This is a genomic window from Streptomyces sp. GbtcB7 (genome assembly GCF_019091445.1).
Taxonomy (GTDB): domain Bacteria; phylum Actinomycetota; class Actinomycetes; order Streptomycetales; family Streptomycetaceae; genus Streptomyces; species Streptomyces mirabilis.
Window position 1 is genome coordinate 118,414 of the sequence record NZ_JAGXJM010000034.1, and the last position, 16,764, is coordinate 135,177.

The following is a 16,764-nucleotide window of genomic DNA, read 5'->3' on the forward strand; positions in this document are numbered from 1 at the left end:
GGCCATGGTGGCGAAGAAGACCGCCGTACAGCAGTCGGCGTCCGGCAGATCCACGGGTCCGGCGGTCAAGGACGTAGGTGGGAAGAAGAGCGCGTCGGTGGCGCCCGTGGCGGACGCGGCCAATCCGGTGAACACCGCCACGAAGACCGCCACGAAGCCGGCCACCAAGACGGCCACGAAAGCCGCTGTCGGCAAGAAGGCGGTGGCCACCGGTAAAGCGGCCGCTACGAAGGGAGCCACCAAGAAGGCGGTCGCCAAGAAAGCGGTCGCCAAGAAATCCGTGGCCAAGGAAGAGGTGACCAAGGAAGCGGTCGCCCGGAAGGCGGTGGCCAAGAAGGCCGACGGGAAGAGCGTGGCCAGGAAGAGCAGCGGCACGGCAAGGAAAAGCACCAGTACGGCGAAGAAGTCGGTCGCTTCCGCGGCCGAAGGCGCGGCCAAGGCCGCGAAGACGACGGGAGCCACGACGGTGGTTGCGAAGAAGACTCCTGGCACGGCCACGGCGGCGCAGAACCCCACCGCTGTCCCCAAGGCGCGGATCGCCGCGGTGGAGCCCGGCGAGCTCGCGGTACGCCCCGGTGAGGACCCCTGGACCCCGGAGGAGGTCGCGGAGGCGCGCGCCGAACTCGAGTCCGAGGCGCTGCGGCTGAGCACCGAGATCTCGTCGTCCGAAGAGTCGATCGCGGGCCTGATGCGCGACTCCGGCGACGGCGCGGGCGACGATCAGGCGGACACCGGCACGAAGAACATCACACGCGAGCACGAGATGGCCCTTGCGGCCAACGCGCGCGAGATGCTGGAGCAGACCGAGCGAGCGCTGGAGCGGCTCGACGCGGGCACCTACGGGCTCTGCGAGAACTGCGGCGATCCCATCGGCAAGGCGCGGATGCAGGCCTTCCCGCGAGCCACCCTGTGCGTCGAGTGCAAGCAGAAGCAGGAACGCCGCTACTGATTCGCGCGGGAGGGCTCCTGCGCACGTGGGCGCCGAGGGGTGTGCCGTACCCTCGTCCTCAGTCAGGCACCTAGGTCGAGGGACTCACTCACGTGGCAGAGGCGGAGCGCATCATCGGTACGCCGGATACCCCAGGAGCGGGGGGCGCCGAGCCGGAGCAGTCCGGCGTGGAAGGGACCGGGGCCCCGGCCGAGGAGCCCAGGGGCAGGCGCAGGATCGCCGTCCTGTTCACGGTCGCCGCCCTGGCGTACGCCCTGGACCTGGTCAGCAAGCTGATCGTGGTCGCGAAGCTGGAGCACCACGCGCCGATCCAGATCATCGGTGACTGGCTGAGGTTCGAGGCGATCCGCAACGCGGGAGCGGCCTTCGGCTTCGGCGAGGCGTTCACGATCATCTTCACGGTGATCGCCGCGGCCGTGATCGTGGTGATCGCGCGGCTCGCGCGCAAGCTCTACAGCCTGCCCTGGGCGATCGCGCTCGGTCTGCTGCTGGGCGGTGCGCTCGGCAACCTGACCGACCGGATCTTCCGCTCGCCCGGGATCTTCGAGGGCGCGGTCGTGGACTTCATCGCGCCCAAGCACTTCGCGGTCTTCAACCTGGCCGACTCGGCGATCGTCTGCGGCGGCATCCTGATCGTGCTGCTGTCCTTCCGCGGGCTCGACCCGGACGGCACGGTCCACAAGGACTGATCGGTCCATCAGGGCTGATCGACCCGCACGGAGTGGCGTACGGGACGTCTGGAAGGACGTCTGGAGGCAGGTCCACGGGCACTGCTGTTCGGGCGATGGTCCGGCGGTGTCCGACCCGTCCGGCATACTCGACGGGTGAGCACCATTCCCGAGATCCGCAACCTGCCCGTGCCCGACGGCTTGGAGGGCGAGCGCGTCGACGCCGCCATCTCCCGCATGTTCGGCTTCTCCCGCACGAAGGCCGCCGAGCTCGCCGCGGCGGGGAAGGTCACGGTCGACGGCTCGGTGGTCGGAAAGTCCGAGCGGGTGCACGGCGGCGCCTGGCTGGAAGTGGAGATGCCGCAGGCTCCCGCCCCCGTGCAGATCGTCGCCGAGCCCGTCGAGGGCATGGAGATCGTGCACGACGACGACGACATCGTCGTGATCATCAAGCCGGTCGGTGTGGCCGCGCACCCGAGCCCCGGCTGGAGCGGTCCGACGGTGATCGGCGGCCTCGCGGCGGCCGGGTACCGGATCTCGACCTCGGGTGCCGCCGAGCGGCAGGGCATCGTGCACCGGCTGGACGTCGGCACCTCCGGTCTGATGGTCGTGGCCAAGTCGGAGCGCGCGTACACCTCACTGAAGCGGCAGTTCAAGGAACGCACGGTCGACAAGCGGTACAACGCGCTGGTCCAGGGGCACCCCGACCCGATGAGCGGCACCATCGACGCGCCCATCGGCCGGCACCCGAACCACGACTACAAGTGGGCGGTGACGGCCGAGGGCAAGCCGTCCGTCACGCACTACGACCTGATCGAGGCGTTCCGGGCGGCCAGCCTGCTCGACATCAAGCTGGAGACCGGCCGCACCCATCAGATCCGTGTCCATATGGCGGCCCACCGCCACCCCTGCGTGGGCGACCTGACCTACGGCGCGGACCCGACGATCGCCAAGCGGCTCGGTCTGACCCGGCAGTGGCTGCACGCGGTGCGGCTCGGCTTCGAGCACCCCGGGGACGGGCAGTGGGCGGAGTTCGAGAGCGACTACCCCGAGGACCTGCAGAAGGCACTCGACAAGGTGCGTGAGGAGAGCTACGCGTGAGCGGCTCGCACGAGGCGCGGGACGGGTCCTACGTGGCGCGGGGCGGCTCCTACGTGGTGCGGGTGGCCGAGGACGCCGCGGACCGTGAGGCGTGCTTCGGGGTGCGCAAGGAGGTCTTCGTCGGCGAACAGGGCGTCCCCGAGGACATCGAGTACGACGCGTACGACGCCGGTGCCCTGCATGTGCTGGCGATCCGCGAGGACGGGGTGCCGCTGGGCACCGGGCGGCTCCTGTACGGCCCGGAGGCCGCCGCGAAGACCGACGGCGACCTGACGGTCGGCTCGCTCGGCCGGCTCGCCGTGACGAAGGCGGCGCGCGGGCTCGGCGTCGGCGTGGCCCTCGTACGGGCCATCGAGGACGCGGCACGCGCGTGTGGGCTCGCCGCGGTGGACCTGCACGCGCAGACACAGGCGATGGGGTTCTACGAGCGGCTCGGGTACGTGGCGTACGGCGAGGAGTTCCTCGACGCCGGGATCGACCACCGGTCGATGCGCAAGGCTCTGTGAGACGGGGTTCGTCGCACGCGGGCTGCGGGAGGGCATTGTCGTAGGCGCGTGGCACGCTTGAGGTCTGGCTCTTCCTTGATCGCCTAGACCTTGCCGGAGCGCTGACCGTGGATCAGTTGGCCCTGTTGTTCGTGCTGATGCTCGGGGCCGTGGTGAGCGTCCCGGTGGGGGACCGGTTCGGGCTGCCGGCGCCCGTGCTGATGACGCTCCTCGGGATCGTGCTGGCCGTGCTGGACTTCGTGCCCAACGTGGACGTCCCGCCGGACCTGATCCTGCCCCTGCTGTTGCCTCCACTGCTGTACGCCTCGGTGCGACGCACCTCGTGGAGACAGTTCACCGCCAACAAACGGCCGATCTTCCTGCTCGCCGTGGCGCTGGTGTTCGTCACCACGGCGGCCGTGGCCTTCGTGGCCGGCGCCATCGTGCCGGGGCTGCCGATCGCCGCCGCCGTCGCCCTGGGCGCGCTGGTGGCGCCGCCCGACCCGGTCGCCGCGACGGCCGTCGCGGGGCAACTCGGGCTGCCCCGCCGACTGGTGTCGATCCTGGAGGGCGAGGGGCTCTTCAACGACGTGACGGCCATCGTGCTCTACCACGTCGCGATCGCCGCCGCGGTGAGCGGCACCTTCTCGCCGTGGCGGGCCGGGCTCGATCTCGTGCTGTCCGCCGTGGTCGCGGTCGCCATCGGGCTGGCGCTGGGGTGGGCGGCGAACAAGCTGATGTCACTGCTCGGTGACGCCACGCTGCAGATCGGGATGACCCTGCTGGTGCCCTTCGCGTCGTACGTCCTGGCGGAGGAGCTGCACGGGTCGGGGGTGCTCGCCGTGCTCACCACCGCGCTGTTCCTCGCGGAGTACGCCACTGATGCCGACGACGTCATGACGCGGCTCGCCGGGTACACGTTCTGGGACGTGGTGGACACGCTGGTCACCGGGGTCGCGTTCGGGCTGATCGGGCTCGAGCTGCACAACGCGATCAGGACGGCGTCGGGGCGGTGGGGCGAGATGCTGGGCTGGGCCGCCGCGATCGTCGCCGTCGTGGTGTTCGTACGGCTGGCGTATCTGATGCCGGCGACGTGGCTGACGAAACGGCTGCATGCGAAACGGGACTACGACGAGGAGATTCCGACCTCGTGGCGGGAGACCGTGATCATGTGGTGGTCGGGGATGCGGGGGGTCGCGTCCGTGGCCCTCGCGCTGGCCATTCCGCTGAAGATGGACGATGGGTCGCCGTTTCCCGACCGGGACGAGATCATCTTCATCGCGTTCGGGGTGATCATGGCGACGCTGGTGCTCCAGGGGCTCACGCTGCCGTGGCTGGTGCGCAGGCTCGGGGTGCGGGCCGACGAGGATGTCGAGAAGGCGTTCGAGAAGGAGCTGGCGGTTCGGGCGGCGAAGGCGGCGAAGCGGAGGCTCAAGGAGATCGAGGAGGTGGAGGAGCTGCCGGAGGAGTTGTCCGAGCAGCTGATTCGGCGGGCCTTCGACATCGGGACGCGGATCAGTCCGGATCTGGGGGACGAGGAGCGGCGGGAGGCGTATGAGCAGCGGGCTCGACGGGTGAAGCGGTTGCGGCGGATTCAGGGGGAGATGTTGAGCGCTGCGCGGCATGAGGTGTTGTCGGCGCGGAGTGAGCCGGGGGCGGATCCGGAGATCGTGGACCGGGTGCTGCGGCACCTGGACGTACGTAGTTTGCGTTGAGGGTGTTCTCCCGCCCGCGCACCGCCCGTTTCCAGCCCGCTGACAAGTGACGTTCGCTTGTGGGGGTGATTCGCCGTCGGCGGCTGCGGGGGAGAGGCATACGGATACTCTGCGCGGCCTGCGGGCGGTGCGGAGGGTGCGGGCGGTGCGGAGGGTGGGGCCCCGGGGTGGTCAGACTCGGCCTGGGCCCGTTCGTGGGGGGTCGGGGGTGTGGGGGGTCGTGGGGGCGGTTATCGCGCCGTCGGTGTCGTCGTGGTCCGGGCGGTGGGGGCGGCCGTTGGGCCAGCCCGCGGGCAGGATCGCCTCGGACGTGTTGACGCGGGGGAGGGCGTAGGGGTGTACGTCGGTGAGCCAGCGGATCATGCGCTCGCGCACCGTGACCCGTACCGTCCAGATGTCGTCCGCGTCCTTCGCGGTCACCAGGGCGCGCACCTGCATGGTGTTGGGGGTGGAGTCGGTGACGGCGAGGCCGTAGTCGCGGCCGTCCCAGGCCGGGCACTCGCGCAGGATGTCGCGGAGCTGCTCGCGCATCGCCTCGACGGGTGCCGAGTGATCGACGTGGAAGAAGACGATGCCGGTCATCTGGGGGGTGCCGCGGGACCAGTTCTCGAAGGGCTTGGAAGTGAAGTACGAGACCGGCATCGTGATCCGGCGCTCGTCCCAGGTGCGTACCGTCAGGAACGTCAGTGTGATCTCCTCGACGGTGCCCCACTCGCCGTCCACCACGACCGTGTCACCGAGGCGCACCATGTCGCCGAAGGCGATCTGCAGCCCGGCGAAGAGGTTCGCCAGCGTGGACTGGGCGGCGACACCGGCGACGATGCCGAGGATGCCGGCCGAGGCCAGCAGCGAGGCACCGGCCGCGCGCATCGCGGGGAAGGTGAGCAGCATCGAGGCGACGGCCACCACGGCGACGATCGCGGACACCACCCGTTGGATCAGCGTCACTTGCGTGCGCACCCGGCGGACCCGCGCCGGGTCGCGGTGGGCGTTCGCATAGCGGGTGTAGGAGGTCTCGACGATCGCCGTGGCGATGCGGATCACGAGCCACGCGGCGGACCCGATGAGGATCAGGGTCAGGGTGCGGCCGACGCCGACCCGGTGTTCCACGAGCAACTTCGCCTGGTCGTACGAGCCGCGTAGCAGGGCGGCGAACAGCACGAGCTGGAAGGGGACCCGTGCGCGGCGCAGCAGGCCCCACAGGGAGGTCTCTTGGTGTCGGGCGTCGGCCTTGCGCAGTACGCGGTCCACGGCCCATCCGATGAGCAGCGTGAGCACGACCGAGCCACCGACGACGATCAGGGGACGCAGTACGTTCTCCATGCCTGAGACCGTAACCGGCTTGGGGCCGCCCTGAACATGTCGCCCTGGTCCCTGGGCCTCGATCCGGGGCTGTCGGTCCTGGCTGGCACCATGGAGCGCATGAACATCATGCTCTTTCACTCGACCTACGGGCTCCGGCCCGCGGTGCGCGCGGCGGCCGACCGGCTGCGTGCCGCGGAGCACGAGGTGTGGACGCCGGACCTCTTCGAGGGCCGCACCTTCGAGACCGTGGAGGAGGGCATGGCCTTCAACGACGGGATCGGCAAGGAGGAGCTGCTCAGACGCGCCGTCCTGGCCGCCGCTCCCTACTCCGAGCGCGGCCTGGTGTACGCGGGGTTCTCGCTCGGCGCCTCCATCGCGCAGACCCTGGCGCTCGGCGACGAGAAGGCCCTTGGGCTGCTGCTCCTGCACGGCACGTCGGACATCGCCGAGAGCGCGTCGGTGGACGAGCTGCCGGTCCAGCTGCACGTCGCGGAGCCGGACCCGTTCGAGACGGACGACTGGCTGAGCGCCTGGTACCTGCAGATGCAGCGGGCGGGTGCGGACGTGGAGATCTACCGGTACGCGGGTGCCGGGCACCTGTACACCGACCCCGACCTGCCCGACTACGACGGGGAGGCCGCCGAGGCCACCTGGCGGGTGGCGCTCGGCTTCCTCGACTCGCTGTAGCGGTCCGCCGCACCGGGGAGACAGGCTTCCAACAGACGGGCCCGGGTCATCTGTTGGATGACCCGGGCCTGCCTGTTCACCTTCGGTCAACTGCGACTACCGGCGTTGTGGAACGTCGGCGAACCTAGCCCGGGAAGCACTCCTTGGGCGGGTGCACCTGCGACGGGAAGTGACCGGACCACACCCAGGACGTCGGCTGGGAGTCGTAGATCCTGAACCACCGTTCCCCCGAGGGGGTCTTGGTGGTCGAGCACTGGATCCGCAGGGTCGTGCCCCGCGGCTCCGTGCGGTACCTCGTCGACGAGGAAGTGGGCTGGGCGTATATGGGAGAGCTTTCCGCCGTGGTCAGGTTGACGAACGCCGGTGCCGCTGCCGCCGTGGCTTCCTGTGCCTCGGCGGATGTGGCGGTGAGTCCGGCGAGGGCCAGGGCGGCGCCGAGCACTGCGGTCTTCGTCAGGACACTTTGGGGGGTGGCCATGTGACTCCAATCGTGGTGGAACTGACGGACCGTCAATATGACGATCCGACAATGCGCCCGACGCTATCAAGATCTTCTCCACGCCCGGAATTGTTTTCTACACCGGGTCGTAGGTGCGCTCGACCTTCTGGGTGCCGGTGCGCGTGCGGTACGAACGAGCCCAGGACGAGGTCGCGTTGGCGTTCGTGCGGTCGGACAGGACGTAGTAGTCCATCTGCGCGCGGTCGGCGGTGATGTCCAGGACGCCGTATCCGTGGCGGTCGGTGTCGACCCAGTGGACGTGCCGGTTGGCGATCTGGATGAGCGGGGCGGCGATCGCGGAGACCGTGCCCTCGGGGACCTTCACGATGTCGTCGAGGTTGTCGGAGGTCACCGAGGTGATCACGAACTCGGTGGCGGCCGACGCGGACAGCGGGTACGTCCCGGCGTCCACCGGTACGTCGTTGGCCCAGGACATGTGGATGTCGCCGGTGAGGAACACCGTGTTGCCGATCGCGTTCGAGCGCAGATGGGCGAGGAGTTCACGGCGGTCGTCGGTGTAGCCGTCCCACTGGTCGGTGTTGACGCCGATGCCGTCCTGCGGCAGGTCCAGCAGCTTGGCGAGCGGCTTGAGCAGGTCGGCGGTGAGCGAGCCGATGACGAACGGCGCGATCATCACCGAGTTGCCGACCAGCCGCCAGGTGGTGTCGGACGCCTTCAGCCCGGCCTTCAGCCAGTCGAGTTGAGCCCGGCCCGTGATCGTACGGTTCGGGTCGTCGACCGTGCCGCTGGCCGTGGACGCCTGCTGGGAGCGGAAGGACCGCAGGTCGAGCAGGGAGAGGTCGGCGAGCTTGCCGAAGCGCAGCCGGCGGTAGGTGGTGCCCTCGATCGCCGGGCGAACCGGCATCCACTCGAAGTAGGCCTGCTTCGCGGCGGCCTGACGTGCCGTCCAGGTGCCCTCGGCGCCCTCGGTGTGGTTGACCGCGCCGCCGGACCAGGCGTTGTCGGCGAACTCGTGGTCGTCCCAGATCGCCACGACCGGCGCCTTGTGGTGCAGGGCCTGGAGGTCCGGGTCGGTCTTGTACCTGCCGTGCCGGGTGCGGTAGTCGGCGAGGGTGATGATCTCGTTCGCGGGGGAGTGCGGCCGCACGACCGTGCCGCGCGCCGCGTACTCGCCGGACTTGTACTCGTAGATGTAGTCCCCGAGATGCAGCCAGGCGTCCAGGTCGCCCCGGGCCGCGAGATGGCGGTACGACGAGAAGTAGCCCGCCTCCCAGTTGGCACAGGTGACGACGCCGAAGCGCAGGCCCGCCACGGCGGCGTTGGCGGCCGGGGCGGTACGTGTGCGGGCGACGGGCGAGTCGGTGCCGCCCGCGGAGAAGCGGAACCAGTAGTCCGTGGCCGGTTCCAGGCCGCGGATGTCCGCCTTCACGGTGTGGTCGGAGGCGGCCGTCGCGGTGAGGGAGCCCTTGGAGACGATCGTGGCGAACGCCTTGTCCTTGGCGACGGTCCAGCTGACTTCGGTGTCGGGGCCGACGCCGGAGCCGGGTATCGCCGCGGAGGTGGGCGTCACCCGGGTCCACAGCAGGATGCCGTCCGGGAGCGGGTCGCCGGAGGCGACGCCGTGCAGGAAGGCGGGGGCGTCCGTGGCGGCGCGGGCCGGCAGGGCGGCGGCGAGCGGGCCGGCCAGGACAGCGGTCGCCGCCGCGGCCTTGACGACCGTACGGCGGCGCGGCGAGGGAGAGTTGAGGCCCTGGGACCCCTCGGATGATCTGTATCGACTGGTCACGACCGAACAGGTTACTGATCGGTACGTGCGAGAGCGGGCGAACCTCGAAAGTTCGCCCGCTCTTCACGCGGAGGCCGGATTCCCCGTCGGCGTCAGCCCTTGAGAGCCGCGTCCACCACCTTGTCGAAGTCGGCCACCGTCAGGAGCGGGGTGCCGCCGTTGAGCTGCTTGCCGTCCATGACGAAGCCCGGGGTGCCGGTCACGCCCTCCTTGTTGTCGTCGAAGGTCTTCGACATGGCCATCGCCCAGGCGTCGTAGGTGCCCTTCTTCACCGCGTTCTGGAACGCGGTGTTGCCCTTCAGCGCGGGAACGGTGTCGGCGACCTTGAGGAGGTAGGCGTCGTCCTTGAACTTGTCGGTCGTCTCGTCCGGGTGCCACTTCGTCGAGTACAGCGCGGTCTTGTACTCGAGGAACGCCTCGGAGCTGACGTTCAGCGCGGCGCCCAGGGCGCTCAGCGCGTTCTTGGAGCCCTGGCCGTTGTCCTTGTCGTCGATGAACGTGGCACCGACGTACTGGAACTTGAACTTGCCGTCGTCGATGTCCTTCTTCACGGTCGAGCCGACGGTCTGCTCGAACTGGGCGCAGACCGGGCAGCGCGGGTCCTCGTAGACCTTGAGGGTCTTCTTGGCGGTGCTCTTGCCGATGACGACGGTGGTGCCCTTGGTGCCGGTGGTGTTGGCCGGGGCGACGACCTTGGCGTCCTTCAGGCCCGCCCAGTAGCTCGGCTTGTTGTTCTGCACGACCGCGTAGCCGACGCCGCCGGCTATCGCGAGGACGGCGACGATGGAGCCGGCCACGATGGCCTGGCGCTTGACCTTGTCGCGCTTGGCCTGGCGCTCGCGCTCGAGGCGCAGCTTCTCGCGGGCCGCCGTCTTCGCCGCCTGGCTGTTTCGCTTGCTCATGTTGGTGATCTCCATGGGGGACGCGCACACGTCGTACGCGGGATACGTATGGGGGACCGCTGGTGCTCAAGGGCTGTCGCGCAGAAGCGATGGCTCAGGCGAAAGCGGCCGAGAGCGGCGGTCCACGCCGTCCCAGGGAGTGCACGAACAGGCGGGTGCGGGCGCCCGCGCTCCGGCGCGCGGGGCGCGGCAGCCGGCGTACCGGGGCGAGCCGTACGGTCACCGCGGCGACCGCGATCAGCAGGGGCCGGAAGGTGGCCGCGGCCACCGCGCGCAGCAGCTGGTCCAGGGCGCGGTCGCCGCGGCGCAGCCAGGCGGCCGCGAGCAGCCCGACGCTGACATGGGCGGCGAGCAGCAGCCAGGCGGCGGCCGGGTCGGTCTGCGCGAGCAGGGTGGCGGCACGGTCGCCGCTGCCGCCGGTCACATGGGCCAGCGGGGTGCCCACGCTGCCGCCGCCGCACAGCACGTCGAAGCCGACCGAGCGCAGCGGGCCCGCGACGGGGCCGCCCGCCCTGCCGTAACAGACGTGCTGGCCCGTGGTGAACACGGTGTCGGCGGTCAGCTCCAGCGGGATGAGCAGGGCGGCGATCCGGCCGAAGCCGCGCTCGCGGCCCGCCAGCGCGTACGCGATGACGAAGACGGCCGCGGCGATCGCCGCCATGGTGCCCAGCGGCAGCGGGACCCGGGACAGCAGAACGTGCGACGCGGTGGAGAGCGTCACGACGACAGCCGTGAACAGTGCCGCGCGCACGGCTCTGAGCTGGGTCCCGGATATGTCCATAGCGGAGCCGAGTGTCCCACGTGCTCCCGTAAGAGCCCCCTAAAGGGTTCCTATGTGTTACGGGAGCGTTGTGGGTCCGTCGTCCGGGTGCCTACAGGCCCGGGATCCGGCCGTTGCGGAACAGGTCGACGAAGATCTGGTGGTCGGCACGCGCGCGTGCGCCGTAGCTGTGCGCGAAGTCCACCAGGAGGCCCGAGAAGCCGTCCTCGTCGGCGGCGATCGCCGCGTCGATGGCCCGCTCGGTGGAGAACGGGACCAGCTCCGAGTGGCCGCTCTCGTCGTCGGCCGCGGCGTGCATGGTGGCCGTGGCCCGGCCGAGGTCGGCGACGACCGAGGCGATCTCCTCCGGGTCGTCGATGTCGCCCCAGTCCAGGTCCACCGCGTACGGCGAGACCTCGGCGACCAGCTGGCCGGCGCCGTCCAGCTCGGTCCAGCCCAGCCACGGGTCGGCGTGCGCCTGCAGGGCGCGCTGGGAGATCACCGTGCGGTGGCCCTCGTGCTGGAAGTACTCGCGGATCGAGGAGTCCGTGATGTGCCGGGAGACGGCCGGGGTCTGGGCCTGCTTGATGTAGATCACGACATCGTTCTCCAGGGCGTCGCTGTTGCCCTCCAGAAGGATGTTGTACGAAGGCAGCCCGGCGGAGCCGATGCCGATGCCGCGCCGGCCGACGACGTCCTTCACCCGGTAGGAGTCCGGGCGGGCCAGGGAGGACTCGGGGAGCGTCTCCAGGTAGCCGTCGAAGGCCGCGAGCACCTTGTAGCGGGTGGCCGCGTCGAGCTCGATGGAGCCGCCGCCGGGCGCGAAGCGGCGCTCGAAGTCGCGGATCTCGGTCATCGAGTCGAGCAGCCCGAAGCGGGTCAGCGAGCGGGCGTCACGCAGCGCGTCCAGGAGCGGGCCCTCGGCCGTGTCCAGGGTGAAGGGCGGCACCTCGTCGCTCTTGGCGCCGGTGGCCAGGGCGTGGATGCGCTCGCGGTAGGCGGCCGCGTACACCTTGACCAGTTCGGTGATCTGGTCGTCACTGAGCGCCTTCGCGTACCCGATGAGGGCCACGGAGGCGGCGAATCGCTTGAGGTCCCAGGTGAAGGGGCCGACGTACGCCTCGTCGAAGTCGTTCACGTTGAAGATCAGGCGGCCGTTGGCGTCCATGTACGTGCCGAAGTTCTCGGCGTGCAGGTCGCCATGGATCCACACGCGGGAGGTGCGCTCGTCCAGGTACGGTCCGCCGCGCCTGGGCCCGAACCCGATCTCCGCGGTGAGGTCGTGGTAGAAGAGGCCCGCCGTGCCCCGGTAGAACGCGAAGGCGGAGGCCGCCATCTTGCGGAACTTTACGCGGAACGCGGCCGGGTCGGCGGCCAGGAGCTCGCCGAAGGCGGTGTCGAAGACGGCGAGGATCTGCTCGCCGCGTTGCTCGGCGCTGAGCTGCGGGACCGACATCGCTGGGTGCCTCCTGGTGCAGGTGGTGCTTGACATGGGGGAAGGACGTGTCCGTCCGCCGGGACGGTTGCTTCCGTCCTCTCCCAACGGACGAAGGTACGCGGGAGTGCCCGCGCGCCGGGGACGAACGGTACGCGCGCGTGCCCCGCGCCCCGCATGAAGGTACGGGTGATCGGCCGCGGAGTGTCAGTGGCGCGTCATAGACTTCGACGCTGTCCCCCCAGACTGTCCGCAGCCTGTCGACGATTGTTCTTCTTGGAGGCCGAAGCCGTGTCAAAGCCGCCGTTCACGCACCTGCACGTCCACACCCAGTACTCGCTGCTGGACGGTGCCGCGCGGCTCAAGGACATGTTCAACGCCTGCAATGAGATGGGCATGACGCACATCGCCATGAGTGACCATGGCAACCTTCACGGGGCCTACGACTTCTTCCACACGGCGAAGAAGGCGGGCGTCACACCGATCATCGGCATCGAGGCGTACGTCGCCCCGGAGTCCCGGCGCAACAAGCGCAAGATCCAGTGGGGCCAGCCGCACCAGAAGCGCGACGACGTGTCCGGTTCGGGTGGTTACACGCACAAGACGATCTGGGCGGCGAACCGGACCGGCCTGCACAACCTCTTCAAGCTCTCCTCGGACGCGTACGCCGAGGGCTGGCTCCAGAAGTGGCCCCGGATGGACAAGGAGACCATCTCCCAGTGGTCCGAGGGGCTCATCGCCTCCACCGGCTGCCCCTCCGGCGAGCTCCAGACCCGCCTGCGCCTGGGCCAGTACGACGAGGCACTGAAGTCGGCCGCCGAGTACCAGGACATCTTCGGCAAGGACCGCTACTTCCTGGAGCTGATGGACCACGGCATCGAGATCGAGCGCCGGGTCCGTGACGGACTCCTGGAGATCGGCAAGAAGCTCGGCATCCCGCCCCTGGTGACGAACGACTCGCACTACACGTACGCGCACGAGGCGACCGCCCACGACGCCCTGCTGTGCATCCAGACCGGCAAGAACCTCTCCGACCCGGACCGCTTCCGCTTCGACGGCACCGGCTACTACCTGAAGTCCACGGACGAGATGTACGCCGTCGACTCCTCGGACGCCTGGCAGCAGGGCTGCGCCAACACCCTCCTGGTGGCCGAGCAGATCGACACCGCCGGCATGTTCGAGGCGAAGAACCTCATGCCGAAGTTCGACATCCCCGAGGGCTACACCGAGGTCACCTGGTTCCAGGAGGAGGTGCGCCTCGGCATGGAGCGCCGCTTCCCCGGCGGCGTCCCCGAGGACCGCCAGAAGCAGGCCGAGTACGAGATGGACGTCATCATCCAGATGGGGTTCCCGGGGTACTTCCTCGTCGTCGCCGACTTCATCATGTGGGCCAAGAAGCAGGGCATCGCCGTGGGCCCGGGCCGTGGCTCGGCGGCCGGTTCGATCGTCGCGTACGCCATGGGCATCACCGACCTCGACCCGATCCCGCACGGTCTGATCTTCGAGCGGTTCCTGAACCCCGAGCGCGTCTCCATGCCCGACGTCGACATCGACTTCGACGAGCGCAGGCGCGTCGAGGTGATCAGGTACGTGACCGAGAAATACGGCGCCGACAAGGTCGCCATGATCGGCACCTACGGAAAGATCAAGGCGAAGAACGCCATCAAGGACTCCGCGCGCGTCCTGGGCTACCCGTACGCCATGGGCGACCGCCTCACCAAGGCGATGCCCGCCGACGTCCTCGGCAAGGGCATCGACCTCAGCGGCATCACCGACTCCTCGCACCCGCGCTACAGCGAGGCCGGCGAGATCCGCTCGATGTACGAGAACGAGCCGGACGTGAAGAAGGTCATCGACACCGCCAAGGGCGTCGAGGGCCTGGTCCGGCAGATGGGCGTGCACGCCGCCGGCGTCATCATGTCCAGCGAACCCATCGTCGACCACGCCCCGGTCTGGGTGCGGCACACCGACGGCGTGACCATCACGCAGTGGGACTACCCGCAGTGCGAGTCGCTCGGCCTGCTGAAGATGGACTTCCTCGGCCTGCGCAACCTGACGATCATGGACGACGCCGTCAAGATGGTGAAGTCCAACAAGGGCATCGATCTCGACCTGCTGGCCCTCCCGCTCGACGATCCGACGACCTTCGAACTGCTCCAGCGCGGTGAGACCCTCGGCGTCTTCCAGTTCGACGGCGGCCCCATGCGCTCGCTGCTGCGCCTGATGAAGCCCGACAACTTCGAAGACATCTCCGCCGTCTCGGCGCTCTACCGTCCCGGCCCGATGGGCATGGACTCGCACACGAACTACGCGCTCCGTAAGAACGGCCTGCAGGAGATCACGCCGATCCACAAGGAGCTGGAGGAGCCCCTCCAGGAGGTTCTGGCGGTCACCTACGGCCTGATCGTGTACCAGGAGCAGGTGCAGAAGGCCGCCCAGATCATCGCCGGGTACTCGCTCGGCGAGGCCGACATCCTGCGCCGCGTGATGGGCAAGAAGAAGCCCGACGAGCTGGCGAAGAACTTCACCATCTTCCAGGCCGGCGCCCAGAAGAACGGCTACAGCGACGAGGCGATCCAGGCCCTGTGGGACGTGCTGGTCCCCTTCGCCGGCTACGCCTTCAACAAGGCCCACTCGGCCGCGTACGGACTGGTCTCGTACTGGACCGCCTACCTGAAGGCGAACTACCCCGCCGAGTACATGGCGGGCCTGCTCACCTCGGTCAAGGACGACAAGGACAAGTCCGCGATCTATCTGAACGAGTGCCGGCGCATGGGCATCAAGGTGCTGCCGCCCAACGTCAACGAGTCGGAGCAGAACTTCGCCGCCCAGGGCGACGACGTGATCCTCTTCGGCCTCTCCGCCGTCCGCAACGTCGGCACGAACGTCGTCGAGTCGATCATCAAGAGCCGCAAGGCCAAGGGGAAGTACGCCTCCTTCCCGGACTACCTCGACAAGGTCGAGGCCGTCGCCTGCAACAAGCGCACCACGGAATCGCTGATCAAGGCAGGCGCGTTCGACACCATGGGGCACACCCGCAAGGGCCTCACCGCGCAGTTCGAGCCGATGATCGACAACGTGGTGCAGGTCAAGCGCAAGGAGGCCGAGGGCCAGTTCGACCTCTTCGGCGGCATGGGCGACGAGGACACCAGCGAGCCGGGCTTCGGACTCGACGTGGAGTTCACCACCGACGAGTGGGACAAGGCCTATCTGCTCGCCCAGGAGCGGGAGATGCTCGGTCTGTACGTCTCCGACCACCCGCTCTTCGGCCTGGAGCACGTGCTGTCCGACAAGGCCGACGCGGGCATCTCCCAGCTCACCGGAGGTGAGCACGCGGACGGCGCGGTCGTCACCATCGGCGGCATCATCTCGGGCCTCCAGCGCAAGATGACCAAGCAGGGCAACGCCTGGGCGATCGCCACGGTGGAGGACCTGGCCGGTTCCATCGAGTGCATGTTCTTCCCGGCGACGTACCAGCTGGTGTCGACCCAACTCGTCGAGGACGCGGTCGTCTTCGTCAAGGGACGCCTCGACAAGCGCGAGGACGTGCCGCGGCTGGTCGCGATGGAACTCCAGGTCCCCGACCTGTCGAACGCGGGCACCAACGCGCCCGTGATCCTCACGATCCCGGCGCTGAAGGTCACCCCGCCGATGGTGAGCCGCCTCGGCGAGATCCTCAGCCACCACAAGGGCGAGAGCGAGGTGCGCATCAGGCTCCAGGGCCCGCGCAAGACCACCGTGCTGCGGCTCGACCGGCACCGGGTGAAGCCGGATCCGGCGCTGTTCGGTGACTTGAAGGTGCTGCTGGGCCCGTCCTGCCTCGCGGGCTGACGGGATCAGCCGACAGGATCAGATGATGTACGCGAGGGGCGCATCCGTTGTCGGGTGCGCCCCTCGGTGTATGCCTGGGCCTCAACAGCCCTTACGCGTGGCCTCAGTTGTGGCCGAAGCGCTTCTGGTGCTTGCGGGCGACATCCGCGGGGCTGCCCTGGGCCTGCGACATCGGCGTGTGAGCCTCCGTCGAGGACCGCTGCGCCTGCTCCTGCGCACGCTCGGCCTGCGAGGAGCGGTCCTGCTGGCCGCCCTGCTTGCGGTTCTTGTTCTTGGCCATGGTGATTGCCTCCTGTGGGGCCCTAGGGGTCAGGGCCGGATCCAGATTCACATTCACATAGCCTGACAAGCAGTGCATTTCGGAGAATTACCGTGCGTAATAAGCCCTGTCGGAGCGTTATCCCCCGATTCGCCACGCCGAAGATCGAGTTCGGGCCGTTAACCTCCGCGCCGTCGGGCAGACTCGAAGGAAGCCCGAAGCAAACCTCCCGGAACCGGAAAGAGGGTGGACCGCGTGGACCGCTGCATCGTCCTGGTGGACGCCGGGTATCTGCTCGGGGCTGCTGCCAGTCTCCTCGCCGGGGAGCCTTCGCGATCCCGGACCACCGTCGACCACGCCGCCCTCATCCAGGGCCTGCGCGAGCGCGCCGAGTCCGACACGGAGCGGCCCCTGCTGCGCA

General features: G+C 69.1%; 14 protein-coding genes and 1 pseudogene. 8 read left to right on the forward strand and 7 right to left on the reverse strand.

Annotated features, from left to right (window positions below):
* Positions 1–4 precede the first annotated feature (4 nt).
* The 5 genes from KVT44_RS41665 to KVT44_RS41685 all read left to right on the forward strand — a co-directional run bounded on the left by KVT44_RS41665 (position 5) and on the right by KVT44_RS41685 (position 4,918).
* The gene (locus KVT44_RS41665; protein ID WP_217573067.1) at positions 5–949 is read left to right on the forward strand and encodes a TraR/DksA C4-type zinc finger protein; all 945 of its coding nucleotides are present in this window, start codon (positions 5–7) and stop codon (positions 947–949) included.
* Positions 950–1,041: 92 nt separating this feature from the next.
* A complete protein-coding gene (lspA, locus tag KVT44_RS41670) occupies positions 1,042–1,638 on the forward strand; it encodes a signal peptidase II (RefSeq protein ID WP_054231480.1) in 597 nt (198 codons plus the stop codon).
* Between the two features lie 135 nt (positions 1,639–1,773).
* Positions 1,774–2,718 carry an RluA family pseudouridine synthase gene (locus KVT44_RS41675; protein WP_097226191.1) on the forward strand — a complete coding sequence of 315 codons (945 nt, stop codon included), beginning with the start codon at positions 1,774–1,776 and terminating at the stop codon, positions 2,716–2,718.
* On the forward strand, positions 2,715–3,224 hold the full coding sequence (locus KVT44_RS41680; RefSeq protein WP_308314251.1) for a GNAT family N-acetyltransferase: 510 nt from the start codon (positions 2,715–2,717) through the stop codon (positions 3,222–3,224). The genes KVT44_RS41675 and KVT44_RS41680 overlap by 4 nt, the downstream gene beginning before the upstream one ends.
* 107 nt (positions 3,225–3,331) lie before the next feature.
* On the forward strand, positions 3,332–4,918 hold the full coding sequence (locus tag KVT44_RS41685) for a Na+/H+ antiporter (RefSeq protein ID WP_217573069.1): 1,587 nt from the start codon (positions 3,332–3,334) through the stop codon (positions 4,916–4,918).
* Between the two features lie 171 nt (positions 4,919–5,089).
* Here the strand turns inward: KVT44_RS41685 and KVT44_RS41690 are convergent, their stop codons facing one another.
* On the reverse strand, positions 5,090–6,241 hold the full coding sequence (locus KVT44_RS41690) for a mechanosensitive ion channel family protein (RefSeq protein ID WP_190170182.1): 1,152 nt from the start codon (positions 6,239–6,241) through the stop codon (positions 5,090–5,092).
* A 99-nt stretch (positions 6,242–6,340) separates the two neighbouring features.
* On the opposite strand from KVT44_RS41690, the gene KVT44_RS41695 reads away from it, so the two are divergent.
* On the forward strand, positions 6,341–6,910 hold the full coding sequence (locus KVT44_RS41695) for a dienelactone hydrolase family protein (protein ID WP_217573071.1): 570 nt from the start codon (positions 6,341–6,343) through the stop codon (positions 6,908–6,910).
* A gap of 124 nt (positions 6,911–7,034) precedes the next feature.
* Here KVT44_RS41695 and KVT44_RS41700 read toward each other — a convergent pair whose 3' ends face one another.
* The 5 genes from KVT44_RS41700 to KVT44_RS41720 all read right to left on the reverse strand — a co-directional run bounded on the left by KVT44_RS41700 (position 7,035) and on the right by KVT44_RS41720 (position 12,274).
* Positions 7,035–7,388 (reverse strand): hypothetical protein, encoded by a 354-nt coding sequence (locus KVT44_RS41700; RefSeq protein WP_060902091.1) that lies wholly within the window; start codon positions 7,386–7,388, stop codon positions 7,035–7,037.
* A 97-nt stretch (positions 7,389–7,485) separates the two neighbouring features.
* Positions 7,486–9,156, reverse strand: a complete 1,671-nt coding sequence (locus KVT44_RS41705) for an alkaline phosphatase (RefSeq protein WP_217573073.1) — start codon at positions 9,154–9,156, stop codon at positions 7,486–7,488.
* Positions 9,157–9,248: 92 nt separating this feature from the next.
* Positions 9,249–10,058, reverse strand: a complete 810-nt coding sequence (locus KVT44_RS41710) for a thioredoxin domain-containing protein (protein WP_099925733.1) — start codon at positions 10,056–10,058, stop codon at positions 9,249–9,251.
* Positions 10,059–10,152: 94 nt separating this feature from the next.
* Complete coding sequence (locus KVT44_RS41715; protein WP_217573075.1) at positions 10,153–10,839, reverse strand: hypothetical protein; 687 nt, start codon at positions 10,837–10,839, stop codon at positions 10,153–10,155.
* 91 nt (positions 10,840–10,930) lie between these two features.
* Positions 10,931–12,274 (reverse strand): DUF2252 domain-containing protein, encoded by a 1,344-nt coding sequence (locus KVT44_RS41720; RefSeq protein WP_097284298.1) that lies wholly within the window; start codon positions 12,272–12,274, stop codon positions 10,931–10,933.
* A gap of 270 nt (positions 12,275–12,544) precedes the next feature.
* Here KVT44_RS41720 and dnaE point away from each other — a divergent pair, with 270 nt between their 5' ends.
* On the forward strand, positions 12,545–16,084 hold the full coding sequence (gene dnaE, locus KVT44_RS41725) for a DNA polymerase III subunit alpha (RefSeq protein WP_217573077.1): 3,540 nt from the start codon (positions 12,545–12,547) through the stop codon (positions 16,082–16,084).
* A gap of 103 nt (positions 16,085–16,187) precedes the next feature.
* Here the strand turns inward: dnaE and KVT44_RS41730 are convergent, their stop codons facing one another.
* Entirely contained in the window at positions 16,188–16,364 is a 177-nt protein-coding gene (locus KVT44_RS41730; protein WP_167552113.1) for a hypothetical protein, read from the reverse strand.
* Positions 16,365–16,589: 225 nt separating this feature from the next.
* Here KVT44_RS41730 and KVT44_RS58850 point away from each other — a divergent pair.
* Positions 16,590–16,764, forward strand: a pseudogene (locus tag KVT44_RS58850) (NYN domain-containing protein); the annotation flags it as partial.

Bases quoted from the DNA above. Each gene is read 5' to 3' on its own strand.
- KVT44_RS41690 (WP_190170182.1), bottom strand. From the start codon at position 6,241: ATGGAGAACGTACTGCGTCCCCTGATCGTCGTCGGTGGCTCGGTCGTG.
- KVT44_RS41720 (WP_097284298.1), bottom strand. From the start codon at position 12,274: ATGTCGGTCCCGCAGCTCAGCGCCGAGCAACGCGGCGAGCAGATCCTC.
- KVT44_RS41715 (WP_217573075.1), bottom strand. From the start codon at position 10,839: ATGGACATATCCGGGACCCAGCTCAGAGCCGTGCGCGCGGCACTGTTC.
- KVT44_RS41665 (WP_217573067.1), top strand. From the start codon at position 5: ATGGTGGCGAAGAAGACCGCCGTACAGCAGTCGGCGTCCGGCAGATCC.
- KVT44_RS41695 (WP_217573071.1), top strand. From the start codon at position 6,341: ATGAACATCATGCTCTTTCACTCGACCTACGGGCTCCGGCCCGCGGTG.
- KVT44_RS41730 (WP_167552113.1), bottom strand. From the start codon at position 16,364: ATGGCCAAGAACAAGAACCGCAAGCAGGGCGGCCAGCAGGACCGCTCC.
- KVT44_RS41700 (WP_060902091.1), bottom strand. From the start codon at position 7,388: ATGGCCACCCCCCAAAGTGTCCTGACGAAGACCGCAGTGCTCGGCGCC.
- KVT44_RS41710 (WP_099925733.1), bottom strand. From the start codon at position 10,058: ATGAGCAAGCGAAACAGCCAGGCGGCGAAGACGGCGGCCCGCGAGAAG.